14 protein-coding genes and 1 other RNA gene are annotated in these 14,725 nt (G+C 38.1%); 2 read left to right on the top strand and 13 right to left on the bottom strand.

Features of this window, described 5'->3' with window-relative positions; translation table 11 throughout:
- Positions 1–74: 74 nt before the first annotated feature.
- Positions 75–479, bottom strand: coding sequence for a phosphate-starvation-inducible protein PsiE (gene psiE, locus AC1DIT_RS01230; RefSeq protein ID WP_016112471.1), 405 nt, complete (start codon positions 477–479; stop codon positions 75–77).
- Positions 480–998: 519 nt separating this feature from the next.
- On the opposite strand from psiE, the gene AC1DIT_RS01225 reads away from it, so the two are divergent.
- Positions 999–1,328: a PadR family transcriptional regulator gene (locus AC1DIT_RS01225; protein WP_016132393.1), complete on the top strand. Its 330-nt coding sequence runs from the start codon at positions 999–1,001 to the stop codon at positions 1,326–1,328.
- Position 1,329: 1 nt separating this feature from the next.
- Complete coding sequence (locus AC1DIT_RS01220) at positions 1,330–2,097, top strand: hypothetical protein (protein WP_016132394.1); 768 nt, start codon at positions 1,330–1,332, stop codon at positions 2,095–2,097.
- Between the two features lie 484 nt (positions 2,098–2,581).
- On the opposite strand, the gene ssrA is transcribed toward AC1DIT_RS01220, so the two are convergent.
- From ssrA to AC1DIT_RS01160, 12 genes are all read right to left on the bottom strand, one after another.
- Positions 2,582–2,940: a transfer-messenger RNA gene (gene ssrA / locus AC1DIT_RS01215) on the bottom strand.
- A gap of 126 nt (positions 2,941–3,066) precedes the next feature.
- Complete coding sequence (smpB, locus tag AC1DIT_RS01210; RefSeq protein ID WP_001123909.1) at positions 3,067–3,534, bottom strand: SsrA-binding protein SmpB; 468 nt, start codon at positions 3,532–3,534, stop codon at positions 3,067–3,069.
- Positions 3,535–3,749: 215 nt separating this feature from the next.
- Complete coding sequence (gene rnr / locus AC1DIT_RS01205; protein ID WP_016131097.1) at positions 3,750–6,173, bottom strand: ribonuclease R; 2,424 nt, start codon at positions 6,171–6,173, stop codon at positions 3,750–3,752.
- Positions 6,174–6,503: 330 nt separating this feature from the next.
- Positions 6,504–7,244 carry an alpha/beta hydrolase gene (locus AC1DIT_RS01200; RefSeq protein ID WP_140386031.1) on the bottom strand — a complete coding sequence of 247 codons (741 nt, stop codon included), beginning with the start codon at positions 7,242–7,244 and terminating at the stop codon, positions 6,504–6,506.
- A gap of 199 nt (positions 7,245–7,443) precedes the next feature.
- A complete protein-coding gene (gene secG, locus AC1DIT_RS01195) occupies positions 7,444–7,677 on the bottom strand; it encodes a preprotein translocase subunit SecG (RefSeq protein ID WP_016112477.1) in 234 nt (77 codons plus the stop codon).
- A 94-nt stretch (positions 7,678–7,771) separates the two neighbouring features.
- Positions 7,772–8,464 carry an LrgB family protein gene (locus AC1DIT_RS01190; protein ID WP_016112478.1) on the bottom strand — a complete coding sequence of 231 codons (693 nt, stop codon included), beginning with the start codon at positions 8,462–8,464 and terminating at the stop codon, positions 7,772–7,774.
- On the bottom strand, positions 8,461–8,829 hold the full coding sequence (locus AC1DIT_RS01185) for a CidA/LrgA family holin-like protein (RefSeq protein WP_016112479.1): 369 nt from the start codon (positions 8,827–8,829) through the stop codon (positions 8,461–8,463). The genes AC1DIT_RS01190 and AC1DIT_RS01185 overlap by 4 nt, the downstream gene beginning before the upstream one ends.
- Before the next feature lie 318 nt (positions 8,830–9,147).
- A complete protein-coding gene (locus AC1DIT_RS01180; protein ID WP_229161399.1) occupies positions 9,148–9,696 on the bottom strand; it encodes a hypothetical protein in 549 nt (182 codons plus the stop codon).
- 176 nt (positions 9,697–9,872) lie between these two features.
- Positions 9,873–11,165 carry a phosphopyruvate hydratase gene (gene eno / locus AC1DIT_RS01175; protein ID WP_016112481.1) on the bottom strand — a complete coding sequence of 431 codons (1,293 nt, stop codon included), beginning with the start codon at positions 11,163–11,165 and terminating at the stop codon, positions 9,873–9,875.
- Positions 11,166–11,198: 33 nt separating this feature from the next.
- On the bottom strand, positions 11,199–12,728 hold the full coding sequence (gene gpmI, locus AC1DIT_RS01170) for a 2,3-bisphosphoglycerate-independent phosphoglycerate mutase (RefSeq protein WP_016112482.1): 1,530 nt from the start codon (positions 12,726–12,728) through the stop codon (positions 11,199–11,201).
- Positions 12,725–13,480 carry a triose-phosphate isomerase gene (gene tpiA, locus AC1DIT_RS01165; protein WP_016112483.1) on the bottom strand — a complete coding sequence of 252 codons (756 nt, stop codon included), beginning with the start codon at positions 13,478–13,480 and terminating at the stop codon, positions 12,725–12,727. Before tpiA ends, gpmI begins: the two co-directional genes overlap by 4 nt.
- Positions 13,481–13,512: 32 nt before the next feature.
- Complete coding sequence (locus AC1DIT_RS01160) at positions 13,513–14,697, bottom strand: phosphoglycerate kinase (RefSeq protein WP_016112484.1); 1,185 nt, start codon at positions 14,695–14,697, stop codon at positions 13,513–13,515.
- Positions 14,698–14,725: the final 28 nt, after the last annotated feature.

Here is a 14,725-nt window from a genome sequence, read left to right as displayed (position 1 = left end):
CTTTTTAGTATGCTTTATGTAATTCATGCAAAAGTAGTTTCATATACGATATAGCTTTTGCATCAAAATCATATTTAATGTTTCTTCAAATCCCTCATATTAGATATATATAAAGCAATCACTAAAATGAGAATAGATCCTGCATATAATAATGTTTCAAATGGCTCTTCATGAGAAACAATAATTAATCGAATTAGGGCTGTAATTCCTATGTAAATAAAATAACGTAATGGAAAATGATAATTCGATTTGAAGTACTTAATAATTAATGCGATAAATTCAAAGTATAAAAAGTAAACAATAATGCTTTCAACTAATTTATAGGACGTATATTTTTTTGCGGAAAATATGTATTGTATAAATGTAATCGTTTCATTAATTAAAAAGATAGATAGAACGATGGATAATATGATTAGAGCTGTATTTAATATCCATTGTAAAACACTCGCAATAAATTCATCGATATTAAATGATCGCATTTTCTAGCACTCCTCTACGTATATGTCATGCTCATATATTATAGCAAAATTATCCTGCTATATAAATTGCAGAAGCGTTAAATCGTAGTTTCTTCCTCGTATAAGCAAGTCTTATCGTACGAATTAATTTTATTTAATATTCAGAAATTAACATTTGATAATCATCACTCCTAAAATAAGTACATAATCCTGTAAAGCATACTTATATGCACATTGAGAAATACCATTGAAATTTAATTCACATACCTTGCATTACAAGTTAATTTTATGTTACCTTTATTACAACACTTGCATTGCAAGGTATCCTCACAATTATATCCCTTGTATCACAAGATATATAAAGTGAAACTTTAATCAGTGGGGGTTTTCTTCATCCCCCACTGATTATTAGTTGAACCAATCGGGATTTTACGGGCAGTTTATCTCCCACCTAACTTCTTTGCTTCCGCCGCATTTTGAGGTGGGAGTATTACTGCCCGTTAATGCGGGATAAAAAGATATACGAACAGGAGGGCTAAAATGGCTGACTCAACGCAAATGCTAAAAGGGATTTTGAATGGTTGTATTTTAGCCATCATTCAAGAAGGTGAAATATACGGTTACGAATTAACAGAGAAATTACATAGCTATGGTTTTCACTCTTTTAGTGAGGGCACGATCTATCCATTACTATTACGTATGCAAAAAGAAGGATTGGTTACGAGCGTATTAAGGGAATCAACTGCTGGCCCTAAGCGGAAGTACTATCAGCTATCAGAATTAGGGGCGAAAGAATTAGCTAACTTTAAAGAGCGCTGGACTGATTTAAAGCTATCTGTTGAAAAAGTGATTAATAAAGGGGGCGAATAGAATGTTATCAACAAAGTCTGAACAATTTTTAATTGAACTCAGAATGTATTTACTGCAACGCGGAAAAAAAGATGAGGATATAAATACAATAGTGGACGAACTAGAAGTTCATTTAACGGAAGTTGAAAAAAGAGGACAGAGTGTAGATCATATTATTGGAAAAAGTCGTAAACAGCATATGAAGAATATTGGGAAAGAACTACCTGTAGACAAGGAAGGATTGCTCGTAATCATTCCTGCAGCGATTTTAGTTATTCTTGCTTATATGTGCTTTGCTCCAGCAGTAAGAGGGCAGTTCAAGATTTCACAAAACATATTGTTATTTGGATCATTACCTTTATTCTTGGCCCTTGTTATATTTGCATTTACGCTATTTAAAGGAATTCCAAAAGTATACCCATCTACTAAAAATTCAGTTCTTCTTTTAGTAGCAGCTCATTTCATTGCGATCGGTGGATGGGTTGGCTTTTATTTTTGGTTAGATGGACGACTTGATACAGATTACTTTGTAGCAACTACTACGCAAAACTATATCATCGCCGGCGTATGTATCCTTATTTTTATTTTGTTCGCACTATATACAAAATCATGGATTACAATTTTAACAGCATTCACGATATGTATCGGTCCACTTTTAGAGCGAGTTATTCCAAATGAAATAAATAAAGACCCCATGTATATTACACTAACGATTATCATTAGTATTGTCATAGGTATTTTGCTAGTAATCTATTTCTACAAGAAAGCGAGAACCACTTCCAATACTTAGGAAGTGGTTTTCTTCCTATTCCACTGATTATTCCCCCTCACCAATCGGGCTTTTACGGATAGTTCATCTCCCACCTAACTTCTTTGCTTTCGCTGGATTGTGAGGTGGGAGTGTTACTGTCCGTTAATGCGAGATAAATTTAAACAAGATACTTTTAAATATTCTACTTTCAATCTAAACATTTACGTTATACTAAAATAATATACAAATATATGAAGGAGAAAGCGGTATGGATATGAAAGAAAACAAAGAAGCTGGTACTATACCAACTTCTTTATTTTTTATAAATGGAATTATTTTTTATGCCATTGTCACTTTTTGATTCTTTTACATAAAAACATTACATACTCAACAATCGTATTCTCTATCCACTTCATTTTTCAGAACAATCACTTTACCACAAACAAAAAGAACCATAAGCTTGCCGTTTCGGCAAACTTATGGTTCATATCACAACAAAATAAAAAAACCACCAAATATGTATTGGTGGAGACGGTGGGAGTCGAACCCACGTCCAAAGATATTGACACTTAAGCTTCTACGAGTGTAGTCGATATATTGGCATTTCGCAAACTCTTCGGCCTATCGACAGGCTTCCAAGTTGCTAGTCTGATTGTTCTCTTCCTTCGCCCTCAGACGGCGAACTCCGGCGTAGTCCACTTAGTTTGAGTCCCTTACCCTACCACATGGACAATGGAGGGAGGAACCGCTAAGCTGTATTAAGCAGCTAAAGCGAAGTTGTTTTGTTGTTTGCCAGTTATTGGCTTTGACGTTTTAACGAGGCCGATCCCCTCGACTCGCAACTTAAGCTCAAACTACCCCTGTCGAATCCGTAACGTCCCCATATAAGAATGGAGCATACGAAGTATATTCGTGATAGCTACTTAATGAGCTGTTTTTCAATGTTCACTGGCCTTACATGAATTATTATATCATACGTTCAATATTTTACAAATGTAAATTTCTGTATTACATCTTTTGACGATCACGGAATGCACGTGCGATTTCGCGTTTCGCTTCCTTCTCTTTTAAATCATGACGCTTATCATATTGTTTCTTCCCTCGTGCTACACCAAGTGCCATTTTCGCAAATCCATTTTTTAAATAGATTTTAACTGGTACAAGTGTATAACCTGTCTCTTTTGAATACCCGATCAGCTTGTCGATTTCTTTCTTATGAAGAAGTAATTTTCTTGTACGAAGCGGCTCATGATTGAAACGATTCCCTTGCTCATATGGACTAATATGCATATTATATACCCAAACTTCACCATTATGTATACGTGCGAAAGCATCTTTTAAGTTTACGCGTCCGGCGCGAATAGACTTAATTTCCGTTCCTTGAAGGACAAGCCCTGCTTCGTATGTTTCGTCGATGAAATAATCATGAAATACTTTTTTATTTTGTGCAATAACCTTACCACTACCTTTTGGCATGATCTGTCCCTCCTCTATTTGTACTATTGTAACAAATGTTATTAAAAAGCGGAAGTGGCTCGTTTAAAATCTCGGGGCGTTGGAGCTCCCGACAGAGAAGCGCTTTTTGCTTCGTCCAAGGGAGCGAAACGACCAGAGATTCTAGCCACTGAAGCTGGATCCTATAAGAAAAGCGGAAGTGGCTCGCTCAGTATATAAGCGAAGCCACCTCTCTCTTACTTACGCTTTTTCTTTTTCTTCTTAAATCCTGGAACATTTTCAAAGAATGGCTTTTTCTTTTTACCATTGCCATCTTTTTGTCCTGGACGACCGGATGCTTTTCCTTGCCCACCACGTTCGGGTTTGCGTCCGCTACCACGTTCATTTCCACGTTCATTTCCACGTGCGCTACCACGCTCATTATTACGTTCGCCGCGACCACTGCGTCTCTTTCTACCGTCTTTTGGCTGCTCAATCACAACTGGACGATCTTTAAATTTACGTCTCGGAGTGCCTTTCATACCGACGATCTCAAAATCAATTGCGCGTTCATCTTTATTTACATTAATAACGCGAATTGTAATTTCATCACCGATGCGGAAGACGTTACCTGTACGTTCACCGATCATCGCAAAGTGCTGTTCGTCATAACGATAGTAATCATCCGTTAAATAGCTAACGTGAACAAGACCTTCAATTGTATTTGGAAGCTCTACGAATAAACCGAAGTTTGTTACAGAGCTAATCATACCATCGTACTCTTCACCAATCTTATCAAGCATATACTCTGCTTTTTTCAGTTCGTCTGTTTCACGTTCTGCTTCAACAGCACGGCGTTCCATATTAGAAGAATGCTCTGCAATCTCTGGTAACTTTTCACGCCATTTTGCTTGTGTTTCGTTATCAATTTTACCGTTAATAATATATTCACGAATTAATCGGTGAACAATCGTATCTGGATAACGACGAATTGGTGATGTGAAATGTGTATAGAATTCTGTTGATAAACCGAAGTGACCTAAGCTATCTGCATCGTAACGAGCTTGTTTCATCGAACGAAGCATAACTGTTGAAATCACGACTTCCTCAGGCTGCCCTTGTACCATTTCAAGAATTTGTTGTAGCGCGCGAGGATGTATTTCATTCGCACGTCCTTTTACCGCATAGCCAAAGTTTGTTACAAATTCGAAGAAACGCTCTAATTTATCTTCTTTCGGATCTTCATGGACACGGTACATAAACGGTACGTTCATCCAATGGAAATGCTCTGCTACCGTTTCATTGGCAACAAGCATGAACTCTTCAATTAGCTTTTCTGATACCGAACGATCACGCATTACAACATCTGTCGGTTTACCTTCTTCATCTACTAGTACTTTTGCTTCTTTAAAGTCAAAGTCAATCGCACCACGTCTCATACGTTTTTCACGTAAGATTTGCGCTAACTGACCCATCTCTTTAAACATCGGTACTAATGGCTCATAACGTTTAATTAACTCTTCGTCTTCATCTTCTAAAATACTTCTTACATCAGCGTATGTCATACGCTCTGTCGTTTTAATGACACTTTGGAAAATCTCATGGCTCACAACATCACCAAGATTGTTAATTTCCATTTCACAAGATAGTGTAAGGCGATCCACTTTCGGATTCAAGGAACAGATTCCGTTTGATAAACGATGTGGAATCATCGGAATTACACGGTCAACAAGATACACACTCGTTGCTCTCTCTGCTGCTTCAACATCAATTGGAGATCCTTCATGGACATAATGACTTACATCCGCAATATGAACACCAAGTTTATAATTACCATTCTCAATCCTTGTTACTGTTACCGCATCATCTAAGTCTTTTGCATCTGCACCATCAATTGTCACAATCATTTGATCGCGAAGATCTCGGCGGTCTTTTAAATCTTCTTCTGAAATCGTTTCTGGTACACTGTTCGCATGTTCCATTACATCTTCCGGGAAGGCTAATGGCAAATGATGTTTATGAATAACAGATAAGATATCTACCCCTGGGTCATTTTTATGACCTAGAATTTGAATAACTTCTCCCTCCGCACTTAAACGATCTTGCGGATAGCTTGTAATTTTCACAACAACTTTATGCCCTTCTACCGCACCCATAGATGCACTTTTCGGAATAAAAATGTCACTTGTCCAACGTTTATTATCAGGAAGTACAAATCCAAAATTTTTTGATTCTGTATATGTACCAACTAGTTCCTTCGTACCACGTTCTACAATACGAATGATCGTACCTTCTTGGCGTGATCCGCTAGATTGTGAATTAATACGAGCTAACACTGTATCGCCATGAAGTGCACCATTTAATTCTGTGGGCGGGATAAAAATATCATCGTCCCCTGTCTTCTTCTCTTCCGGCACGACAAATGCAAAACCACGTGCATGTCCAATTAACTTACCGCGCACTAAATTCATCTTTTCTGGAAGACCATAGCGATTGCTGCGTGTACGAACAACAAGTCCCTTTTCTTCCATCATAACAAGTGCCTTTACAAAATCTTTAAAGCCAGCGGAATCTTCAATTCCAAAAGCAGCTTCTAATTCTTGTATCGTTAGCGGCTTATACGCTTCTTCTTTCATAAATAACAATAATTTATCAATATGTTCTTGAATGATATCTTCCAAGCACAAATACCTCCTTTAAATCCTCATATTATTTAGTGTATCCGAAACATTGACTCTATATAAAGTGAAACTTCTATAAACACTCGTTTTTCACCATTTATTCTGCTGCGTAATCCTCATCTTAAAAGTTTATTTCTATATAAACCCATTTTGATTTATTGGAACCTACGTTGCGTCTATAAAAGAAGACCTCCACTCATTCTCTCCTTCTGTTCTCACACGGCATGGGGCGAAAAAAGGCACTGACCACTTCTATCCATCGACGGACCCTCTCTTCCACCCTAAAAAGAATGGTTTTAATACCTCATGAAAAAAAGAGGCAACTAGATCTTACCAATCTAGTTGCTCCAAGAAGTTATATACATCCTCGTGTAGCTCATCACGTTGTTTATCAAGCGTAATAACATGCGTAGAATCTTCATACCACTTAATTTCTTTTAACGTGGACTCTACACCATTATAGATAATGTTTGCACTGTCTGTATTAATCATTTCATCATGGCGTGCTTGTACAACAAATGTTGGAGCATAAATCATATCAACATTATTGCGTACGTCACGAATTAAATCTTGTAACGCTTTTAATGTATTCATTGGTGTCTTTTTAAATTCCATCATTTCTTCTGCAATTTTCTCTGGTGATTTCTGCTCACGTTTTTTATATTCACGTGCATATGCCAATATACCTTGGTACATAATTTCTTCGCTCTTAATGTACATTGGTGCACACATTGGTACAACACCTAAAATCGGTACTGTATAAGCAAGTTTTAACGAGAATACACCGCCCAGTGATAGTCCAACAGCCGCAATTTTCTCATATCCTTGATCTTTCAACTGTTGATACGCAGCCATAACATCTTTCCACCAGTCTTCAGGACCTGTACGAACAAGTTGTTCTGGCGGTACACCATGACCTTTATAAATTGGGGCGTGGCAAGTATAGCCTTTTTTCTCTAAAAAACGCCCGAGCATACGTACATCAGCTGAATTCCCCGTAAATCCATGTAGTAATAAAACAGCACGGTCTCCACCTTCAAATGTAAATGGTTTCGGAGATGCTAATTTCATCATCTTCTTCTCCTCTTTCTCTTCTGTAATCTAGTCGTATTGTTTCTACCCTTAGTTTACCATAGTTCCATTTCCATAATCTAATTAGAAACTTTTTGCGAATAATGAAATACAAATGAGACAAAAAAAGAAGAACCATTAGCGCGAATCCGCTAACGCTTCTTCTTTTTTCATATCTGTCAAAAAGCAAGACCTTTACTTATATGCTTAAGTACGTAACTCCAATTGTTAGTGCAAAGAATAGTACAGCTAAAACAACTGTAATACGGTTTAATACCGCTTCAATTCCGCGTGCTTTTTGCTTACCAAATAATTGCTCTGCACCGCCTGAAATAGCACCTGAAAGGCCTGAACTATTACTAGACTGCATAAGTACCATAACAATCATAAAAATCGATACAATAATAAGTAAAACTGATAATAACGTATGCACCTGGCGTACCTCCTACAAAGATTCAGTTAATTTAACTGTAGCACAAATCCAACAGAAAAGCGAGAGCTGTTCCTATTGCTCTCGCTTTCATCTATTACATAAACATGGTTGCAAATAGCGGTCCAAGCAGACAAGTTAAAATAGCCGTCAATGTCATTGTTACCGATCCAATAACACCTTCATGTTCATTGTTTTTCATCGCTCTCATCACACCCATAATATGTGATGCACATCCAAAACCAATCCCTTTACCAACAGAGTTTGTAACGCGGCTCCATTTCAATAAAAGCGGACCTGTAATTGTTCCTGTAATCCCAGCTACAACAACGAATGCTGCTGTTAATGATGGAACGCCGCCAACTTGCTCAGATACACTCATTGCAACTGGCATTGTTACGGATTTGGGTAAAGAAGATAAAATTAAACTTTTATCTGTTCCCATAAGCGTTGCAATCGCTAAGTCACTTGCAATCGCAACTGTTGTTCCGACTAATACACCACCCGCAATCGGTACAATATATTTTTGCAACACATGACGCTGTTTATATAATGGAATAGCAAATGCTACCACACCTGGACCAAGCAGTTTTGAAATCCAGCCGCCACCACTTTGCATGTATGCTTGGTATGGTATATCCAGCACAAGTAATAAGACAATCATTAATGCTGTTGCTACAAGCATTGGAATGGTAAATGGTGTTGGCAATACTTTATAAATCTTTTTAGATAATTGATATAATAACAATGTAAGAATAACCCAACCAATTCCGATTAATATTTGGCTCATCGCGTTTCTTTTTCCTTTCTATTCGCAAGATATTGTCCTGTATGTCCTGCGACAATAATAATTAAAAATGTACTCGCTACAATTGTAATGAAAAGAGAAATTCCTTTACTCATAAAAAAAGCACCGTAATTCATTAAGCCAATCGTTGGTGGAATCAATAAAAACGGCATAATCGCAACGAGTGTTTCTGCTCCTAAATCAAACCATTTCACAGGAAGAACCTTCATGCTAAGTAAAATAAGCAACAAAAATAAGCCAATCAAACTACCTGGAATTGGAATATTCAACATTTCTTGCACCCATGTTCCAATCATGTAAAACACGTAAAGAGCTACAACTTGGACAATAATCTTAGTAAACTTCATGTTCATCATCCCTCATGTTTATACGATCTTCTGTTTTCTATTCTTATCATAGTATAAATTGTAAAAAGCTGCAATTTATCAACTTGACAAAGAAAATAGCATATGTTATACGCTTACACCCTTGGTATGACTGGGTTTCCGAGCTTAATTTACGTCAAAAACATTGACCTAAAATAAAAAGTTTATATTTTCTGATTTTTGGGATTTGCTATTTTAAAAAAAGAAATATTCTCTTATAGATTTCTTTAAATATGTGAATCAAGTTCACAATATCCCTAAAAATTTGTCCTAAAAAAACATAAAAAGAACACTAATACGTTACCTAGTGTCCTTTTTATATAATGCCTGATATACTACATCACAAAATTCTTTACTCCCATGTACTATGAAATTTATCTTCGTTGCAAATTCAATTGTTAGCATCCAATCTTTATTCCTTCCAATAAGCCCCGTATAACTTGTGCCACCTTCAACTGCTCTGTTTTCTGTTAATAGGTAATACAATGGAAATAGCGCATAGTTCTTTTCCGCTCTCTTTAAGCTATATGATCCAATACTCTCTACTACCCTTGCAATATTATCATGAACATTAACGTTAAAATAGTAACACCCTTCATTTAGTCCTGTTTTTCTACACCCTTCTAATATAGCTGCGTTTAGCTCTTCTGGAGAAAAAGTGGCGGGTTCGGAATTATGAACAATTGAACATACTATTGTATGATGTTTGGCTAAATTGACTGAATATAAAATGGTGTTTACATCAAAGTAGCAGTCTTCCAGAAAATCAATTGGAAAAATGTATTTTTCTAACCATTCTGTAATTTCATTAGATTCTTCATTATCTATCGCTGTACTCAGTTTAACCATTCCCATTACCCCATTTCCTCTCTTGATTAAACATTTTCTATTTATATCACAGGTTCATTATATTAAATTGTTTTATTGATGTTAACTCACATGCATTACAAACATATAAAAAACCTCCTATCATAAATAGGAGGTTTTTTATCACTTAATTTAAACAATTAAAAACTACATTTAAATTATTTTTTTAAGTTATAGAAAGATTTTAAACCATCGTAAACAGCGATTTCGCCTAGTTCGTCTTCGATGCGTAATAATTGGTTGTACTTAGCAATACGGTCAGTACGGCTCATAGAACCAGTTTTGATTTGGCCAGCATTCGTTGCAACTGCGATGTCAGCGATTGTAGCATCTTCAGTTTCACCAGAACGGTGAGATACAACTGCTGTGTAACCAGCACGTTTAGCCATTTCGATTGCTTCGAAAGTCTCAGTTAAAGTACCGATTTGGTTAACTTTAATTAAGATTGAGTTAGAGATACCTTTTTCGATACCTTCAGCAAGTTTTTGAGTGTTCGTTACGAATAAATCGTCACCAACTAATTGAACTTTTTTGCCAAGACGGTCAGTTAATAATTTGTGGCCATCCCAGTCGTTTTCGTCTAAACCATCTTCGATAGAAATGATTGGGAAGTCGTTGCAAAGACCTTCGTAGAAATCAACCATTTCTGCAGAAGTCATGCTGCGGCCTTCGCCTGTAAGATCGTATTTACCAGTTTCTTTGTTGTAGAACTCAGAAGAAGCAACGTCCATTCCTAAGAATACGTTCTCGCCAGCTTTGTAACCAGCTTTTTCGATAGCTTCGATGATTACTTCTAATGCTTCACGGTTAGARCCAAGGTTTGGAGCGAATCCACCTTCGTCACCTACCGCAGTGTTAAGACCTTTGTCATGTAATACAGCTTTTAATGCATGGAATACTTCAGCACCCATACGGATTGATTCTTTGAATGTTGGAGCACCAACTGGTAAGATCATGAACTCTTGGAAATCAACGTTGTTATCAGCGTGAGAACCACCGTTGATGATGTTCATCATTGGAGTTGGTAATTGTTTTGCATTGAATCCACCAAGGTAACGGTATAATGGAAGACCTACGAAGTCAGCTGCTGCGTGAGCTACTGCCATAGATACACCAAGGATAGCGTTAGCGCCTAATTTACCTTTATTTGGAGTGCCATCTAATTCGATCATAGCACGGTCGATACCAGCTTGGTCAGTTACGTCAAAACCAACGATTTCTGGAGCGATAGTTTCGTTAACGTTGTTTACTGCGTTAACAACACCTTTACCAAGGTAACGAGATTTGTCACCGTCACGTAATTCTACTGCTTCGTGCTCACCAGTAGATGCACCACTTGGTACGATAGCGCGTCCGAATGCGCCGCTTTCTGTGTAAACTTCTACTTCTACAGTTGGATTACCACGAGAGTCTAAGACTTCGCGAGCATAAACATCAATAATTGTTGACATAATATTTTCTCTCCTTTTATATATGCAATTTAATTATTTAATAATTGGTTTACCTGTCATTTCTTTCGGTTGTTCCACATTTAAAAGTGTAAGCATTGTTGGAGCGATATCTCCTAAAACACCGCCTTCACGAAGCTCAACATCATTTTTTGTAACGATGAAAGGAACCGGGTTTGTTGTATGAGCTGTCATTGGCCCACCGTCAGAAGTTAACTCCTGATCAGCATTACCATGGTCCGCAGTAATAAGTGCTACACCATCTTTTGCAAGAATCGCTTCTACAACTTTTCCTAAACATTCGTCAGTTGCTTCTACTGCTTTAATTGTTGGTTCCATCATCCCAGAATGGCCAACCATATCACAGTTTGCAAAGTTAAGAATGATAACATCATGTTTATCATTTTCGATTTCATTTACTAAAGCGTCGGTTACTTCGTAAATGCTCATTTCAGGTTTCAAGTCATACGTTGCAACCTTCGGTGAGTTAATTAAGATACGTTCTTCTCCTGGGAATTCAGCCTCACGACCACCGCTAAAGAAGAATGTAACGTGCGGATACTTTTCAGTTTCCGCGATGCGAAGTTGTTTTAATCCCGCTTGCGCAACAACTTCACCTAATGTGTTATCAAGGTTCATTGGCTTAAATGCCACGTACCCATCTACTGTTTCACTAAAGTGTGTCATACATACGAATTCTGGAATGTGAGGTATTTTTTCACCACGATCGAACTCACGGAAGTCTTCGTTTGTAAATACACGTGCAATTTGAATTGCGCGGTCTGGACGGAAGTTATAGAAGATTACTGCATCATCATCATTGATTGTTGCAACTGGCGTTTCATCTTCATTAACAATTACAGATGGTAATACGAACTCATCATAGATACCATTTGCATAAGAGTCCTCTACGCATTCATGTGCTGATTTATAAGTAGGTCCTTCGCCATTCACCATAGCACGGTAACATTTTTCAACGCGATCCCAGCGCTTGTCACGGTCCATGGAGTAATAACGACCAGAGATAGTCGCGAATTGTCCTACACCTGTTTCTTTAATTACTTCATTTGTTGCATCGATATAACCTTTTGCTGTTTGTGGTCCAACATCGCGGCCATCTAAGAATGCATGGATGTATACTTTCTCCACGCCTTCTTTTGCTGCTAAGCGAAGAAGAGCAAACATATGGTTCATGTGACTGTGCACACCACCATCAGAAAGTAAACCGAATAAATGAAGAGCTGTACCTTTTTCTTTTACGCTTTTAATTGCATTTTGGAATGTTTCGTTCTTATCGAACTCACCTTCACGAATTGCAACGTTCACACGTGTTAAGCTTTGATATACTACGCGGCCAGCACCGATATTTAAGTGACCAACCTCAGAGTTACCCATCTGACCTTCTGGAAGACCCACTGCCTCGCCACATGCTGTAAGCGTTGTGTGAGGAAACTTGTTCCAGTAACCATCAAAATTAGGTTTCTTAGCTTGTGCTACAGCATTCCCGTAAGTTTCTTCACGTAGTCCGAAACCGTCAAGAATGATTAAAGCTGTTGGCTTTCTCATTTTACCGCCCCCAGAAGGCCTAAGAAGGAAGCTGGCTCTAAGCTAGCACCGCCAACTAAAGCGCCGTCGATGTCAGATTGTGCCATGTACTCTTTAATGTTTTCTGGTTTTACGCTACCGCCGTATTGAATACGAACAGCTTCTGCAGCTTCTGGAGAAACAGCTTCTGCAACAACTTTACGGATGTGCGCACATACTTCATTTGCATCTGCAGAAGAAGAAGATTTACCTGTACCGATAGCCCAGATTGGCTCATAAGCGATAACAGTTGCTTTCACTTGCTCTTCTGTTAAACCTGCAAGTGCTTTTGTCACTTGACCTGCTACTAGATCAAATGTTTTTCCGCTTTCGCGTTCTTCTAAAGTTTCACCACAGCAAACGATTGGTGTTAAACCATGTTCAAATGCTGCAAGAGTCTTTTTGTTTACTGTTTCATCTGTTTCAGCAAACATTTCACGACGCTCAGAGTGGCCAAGTACTACGTAGCCTACTTTTAAGTCGCTAAGTGCTACTGGGCTAATTTCGCCAGTGAATGCACCATTTTTTTCGAAGTGCATGTTTTGTGCACCTACTTGTAAGTCAGTTCCTTCAGATGCTGCTACTAAGCGCTCTAAGAAAAGAGCTGGAGAGCAAACTACTGCATCAACAGCTGAAGCTGCTGGGATTTGACCTTTTACTTCCTCTACGAAGCTAACTGCTTCAGATAGAGTTTTATTCATTTTCCAGTTACCTGCGATAATTGGTTTACGCATGCTTTGCACCGTCCTTTTTCTTTGGCTGCTACTTATTTGTCGTTAAGACAAACTACACCTGGAAGTTCTTTACCTTCCATAAATTCTAATGACGCACCGCCGCCAGTAGAAATGTGGCTCATTTTATCAGCCATACCGAATTTTTCAACAGCTGCTGCAGAGTCACCACCGCCGATAACAGAGTATGTACCTTCTGCATCTGCTAATGCTTGTCCTACTGCTTTTGTACCTTCTGCAAAAGGAGTCATTTCAAATACACCCATTGGTCCGTTCCATACAACAAGCTTAGAGTTTTTAATTACATCTGCGTAAATTGCGCTTGTTTTCGGCCCGATATCCACACCTTCCCAATCAGCAGGAATAGAATCGATATCTACAATTTGTACGTTTGCAGTTTCAGAGAAATCATCTGCAATTACGCAATCAACTGGCATGTAGAAGTTTACGCCTTTTTCTTTCGCAAGTTCCATAAACTCTTTTGCTAAATCAACTTTGTCATTTTCACATAGAGATTGTCCGATTTCATGACCTAACGCTTTAACGAATGTATAAGCAAGGCCACCACCGATGATTAAGTTATCTACTTTGTCTAATAGATGACGAATTACACCGATTTTATCTTTTACTTTCGCACCACCGATGATCGCTGTGAATGGGCGCTCTGGGTTAGAAAGTGCTTTACCTAATACTTCTAACTCTTTTTCCATTAAGAAGCCTGATACTGCTGGTAGGTAGTCTGCAATACCTGCAGTAGAAGCATGAGCACGGTGAGCTGCACCGAATGCATCGTTAACGAAAAGATCAGCAAGAGCTGCAAATTCTTTTGCTAATTCTGCATCGTTCTTTTCTTCGCCCGCATAGAAACGTACGTTTTCAAGAACTAATATGTCGCCTTCGTTCATTGCTGCAACCATTTCTTGTACAGCTGGTCCGAATGCTTCGTCTGCTTTTTTCACGTCTTTACCAAGAAGCTCACCTAAACGTGCAGCTACTGGAGTAAGACGCATTTCTTCTACTACTTGGCCTTTTGGACGACCTAAGTGACTTGCTAAAATAACTTTCGCTCCTTGCTCTACTAAATATTGAATTGTAGGAAGAGCTGCACGAATACGAGTCTCGTCTGTAACTTTGCCATCTTTCATAGGTACGTTGAAGTCAACGCGGCAAAATACTCGTTTACCCTTTAAATCTACGTCACGAATTGATTTTTTGTTCATTGGATTTCCCTCCGACTAGTTAGGATTG

The organism is Bacillus sp. 05T22 (assembly GCF_056396765.1).
The sequence above is the reverse complement of the archived record's forward strand: the minus strand, read 5'-3'. Positions and strand labels throughout refer to the sequence as shown.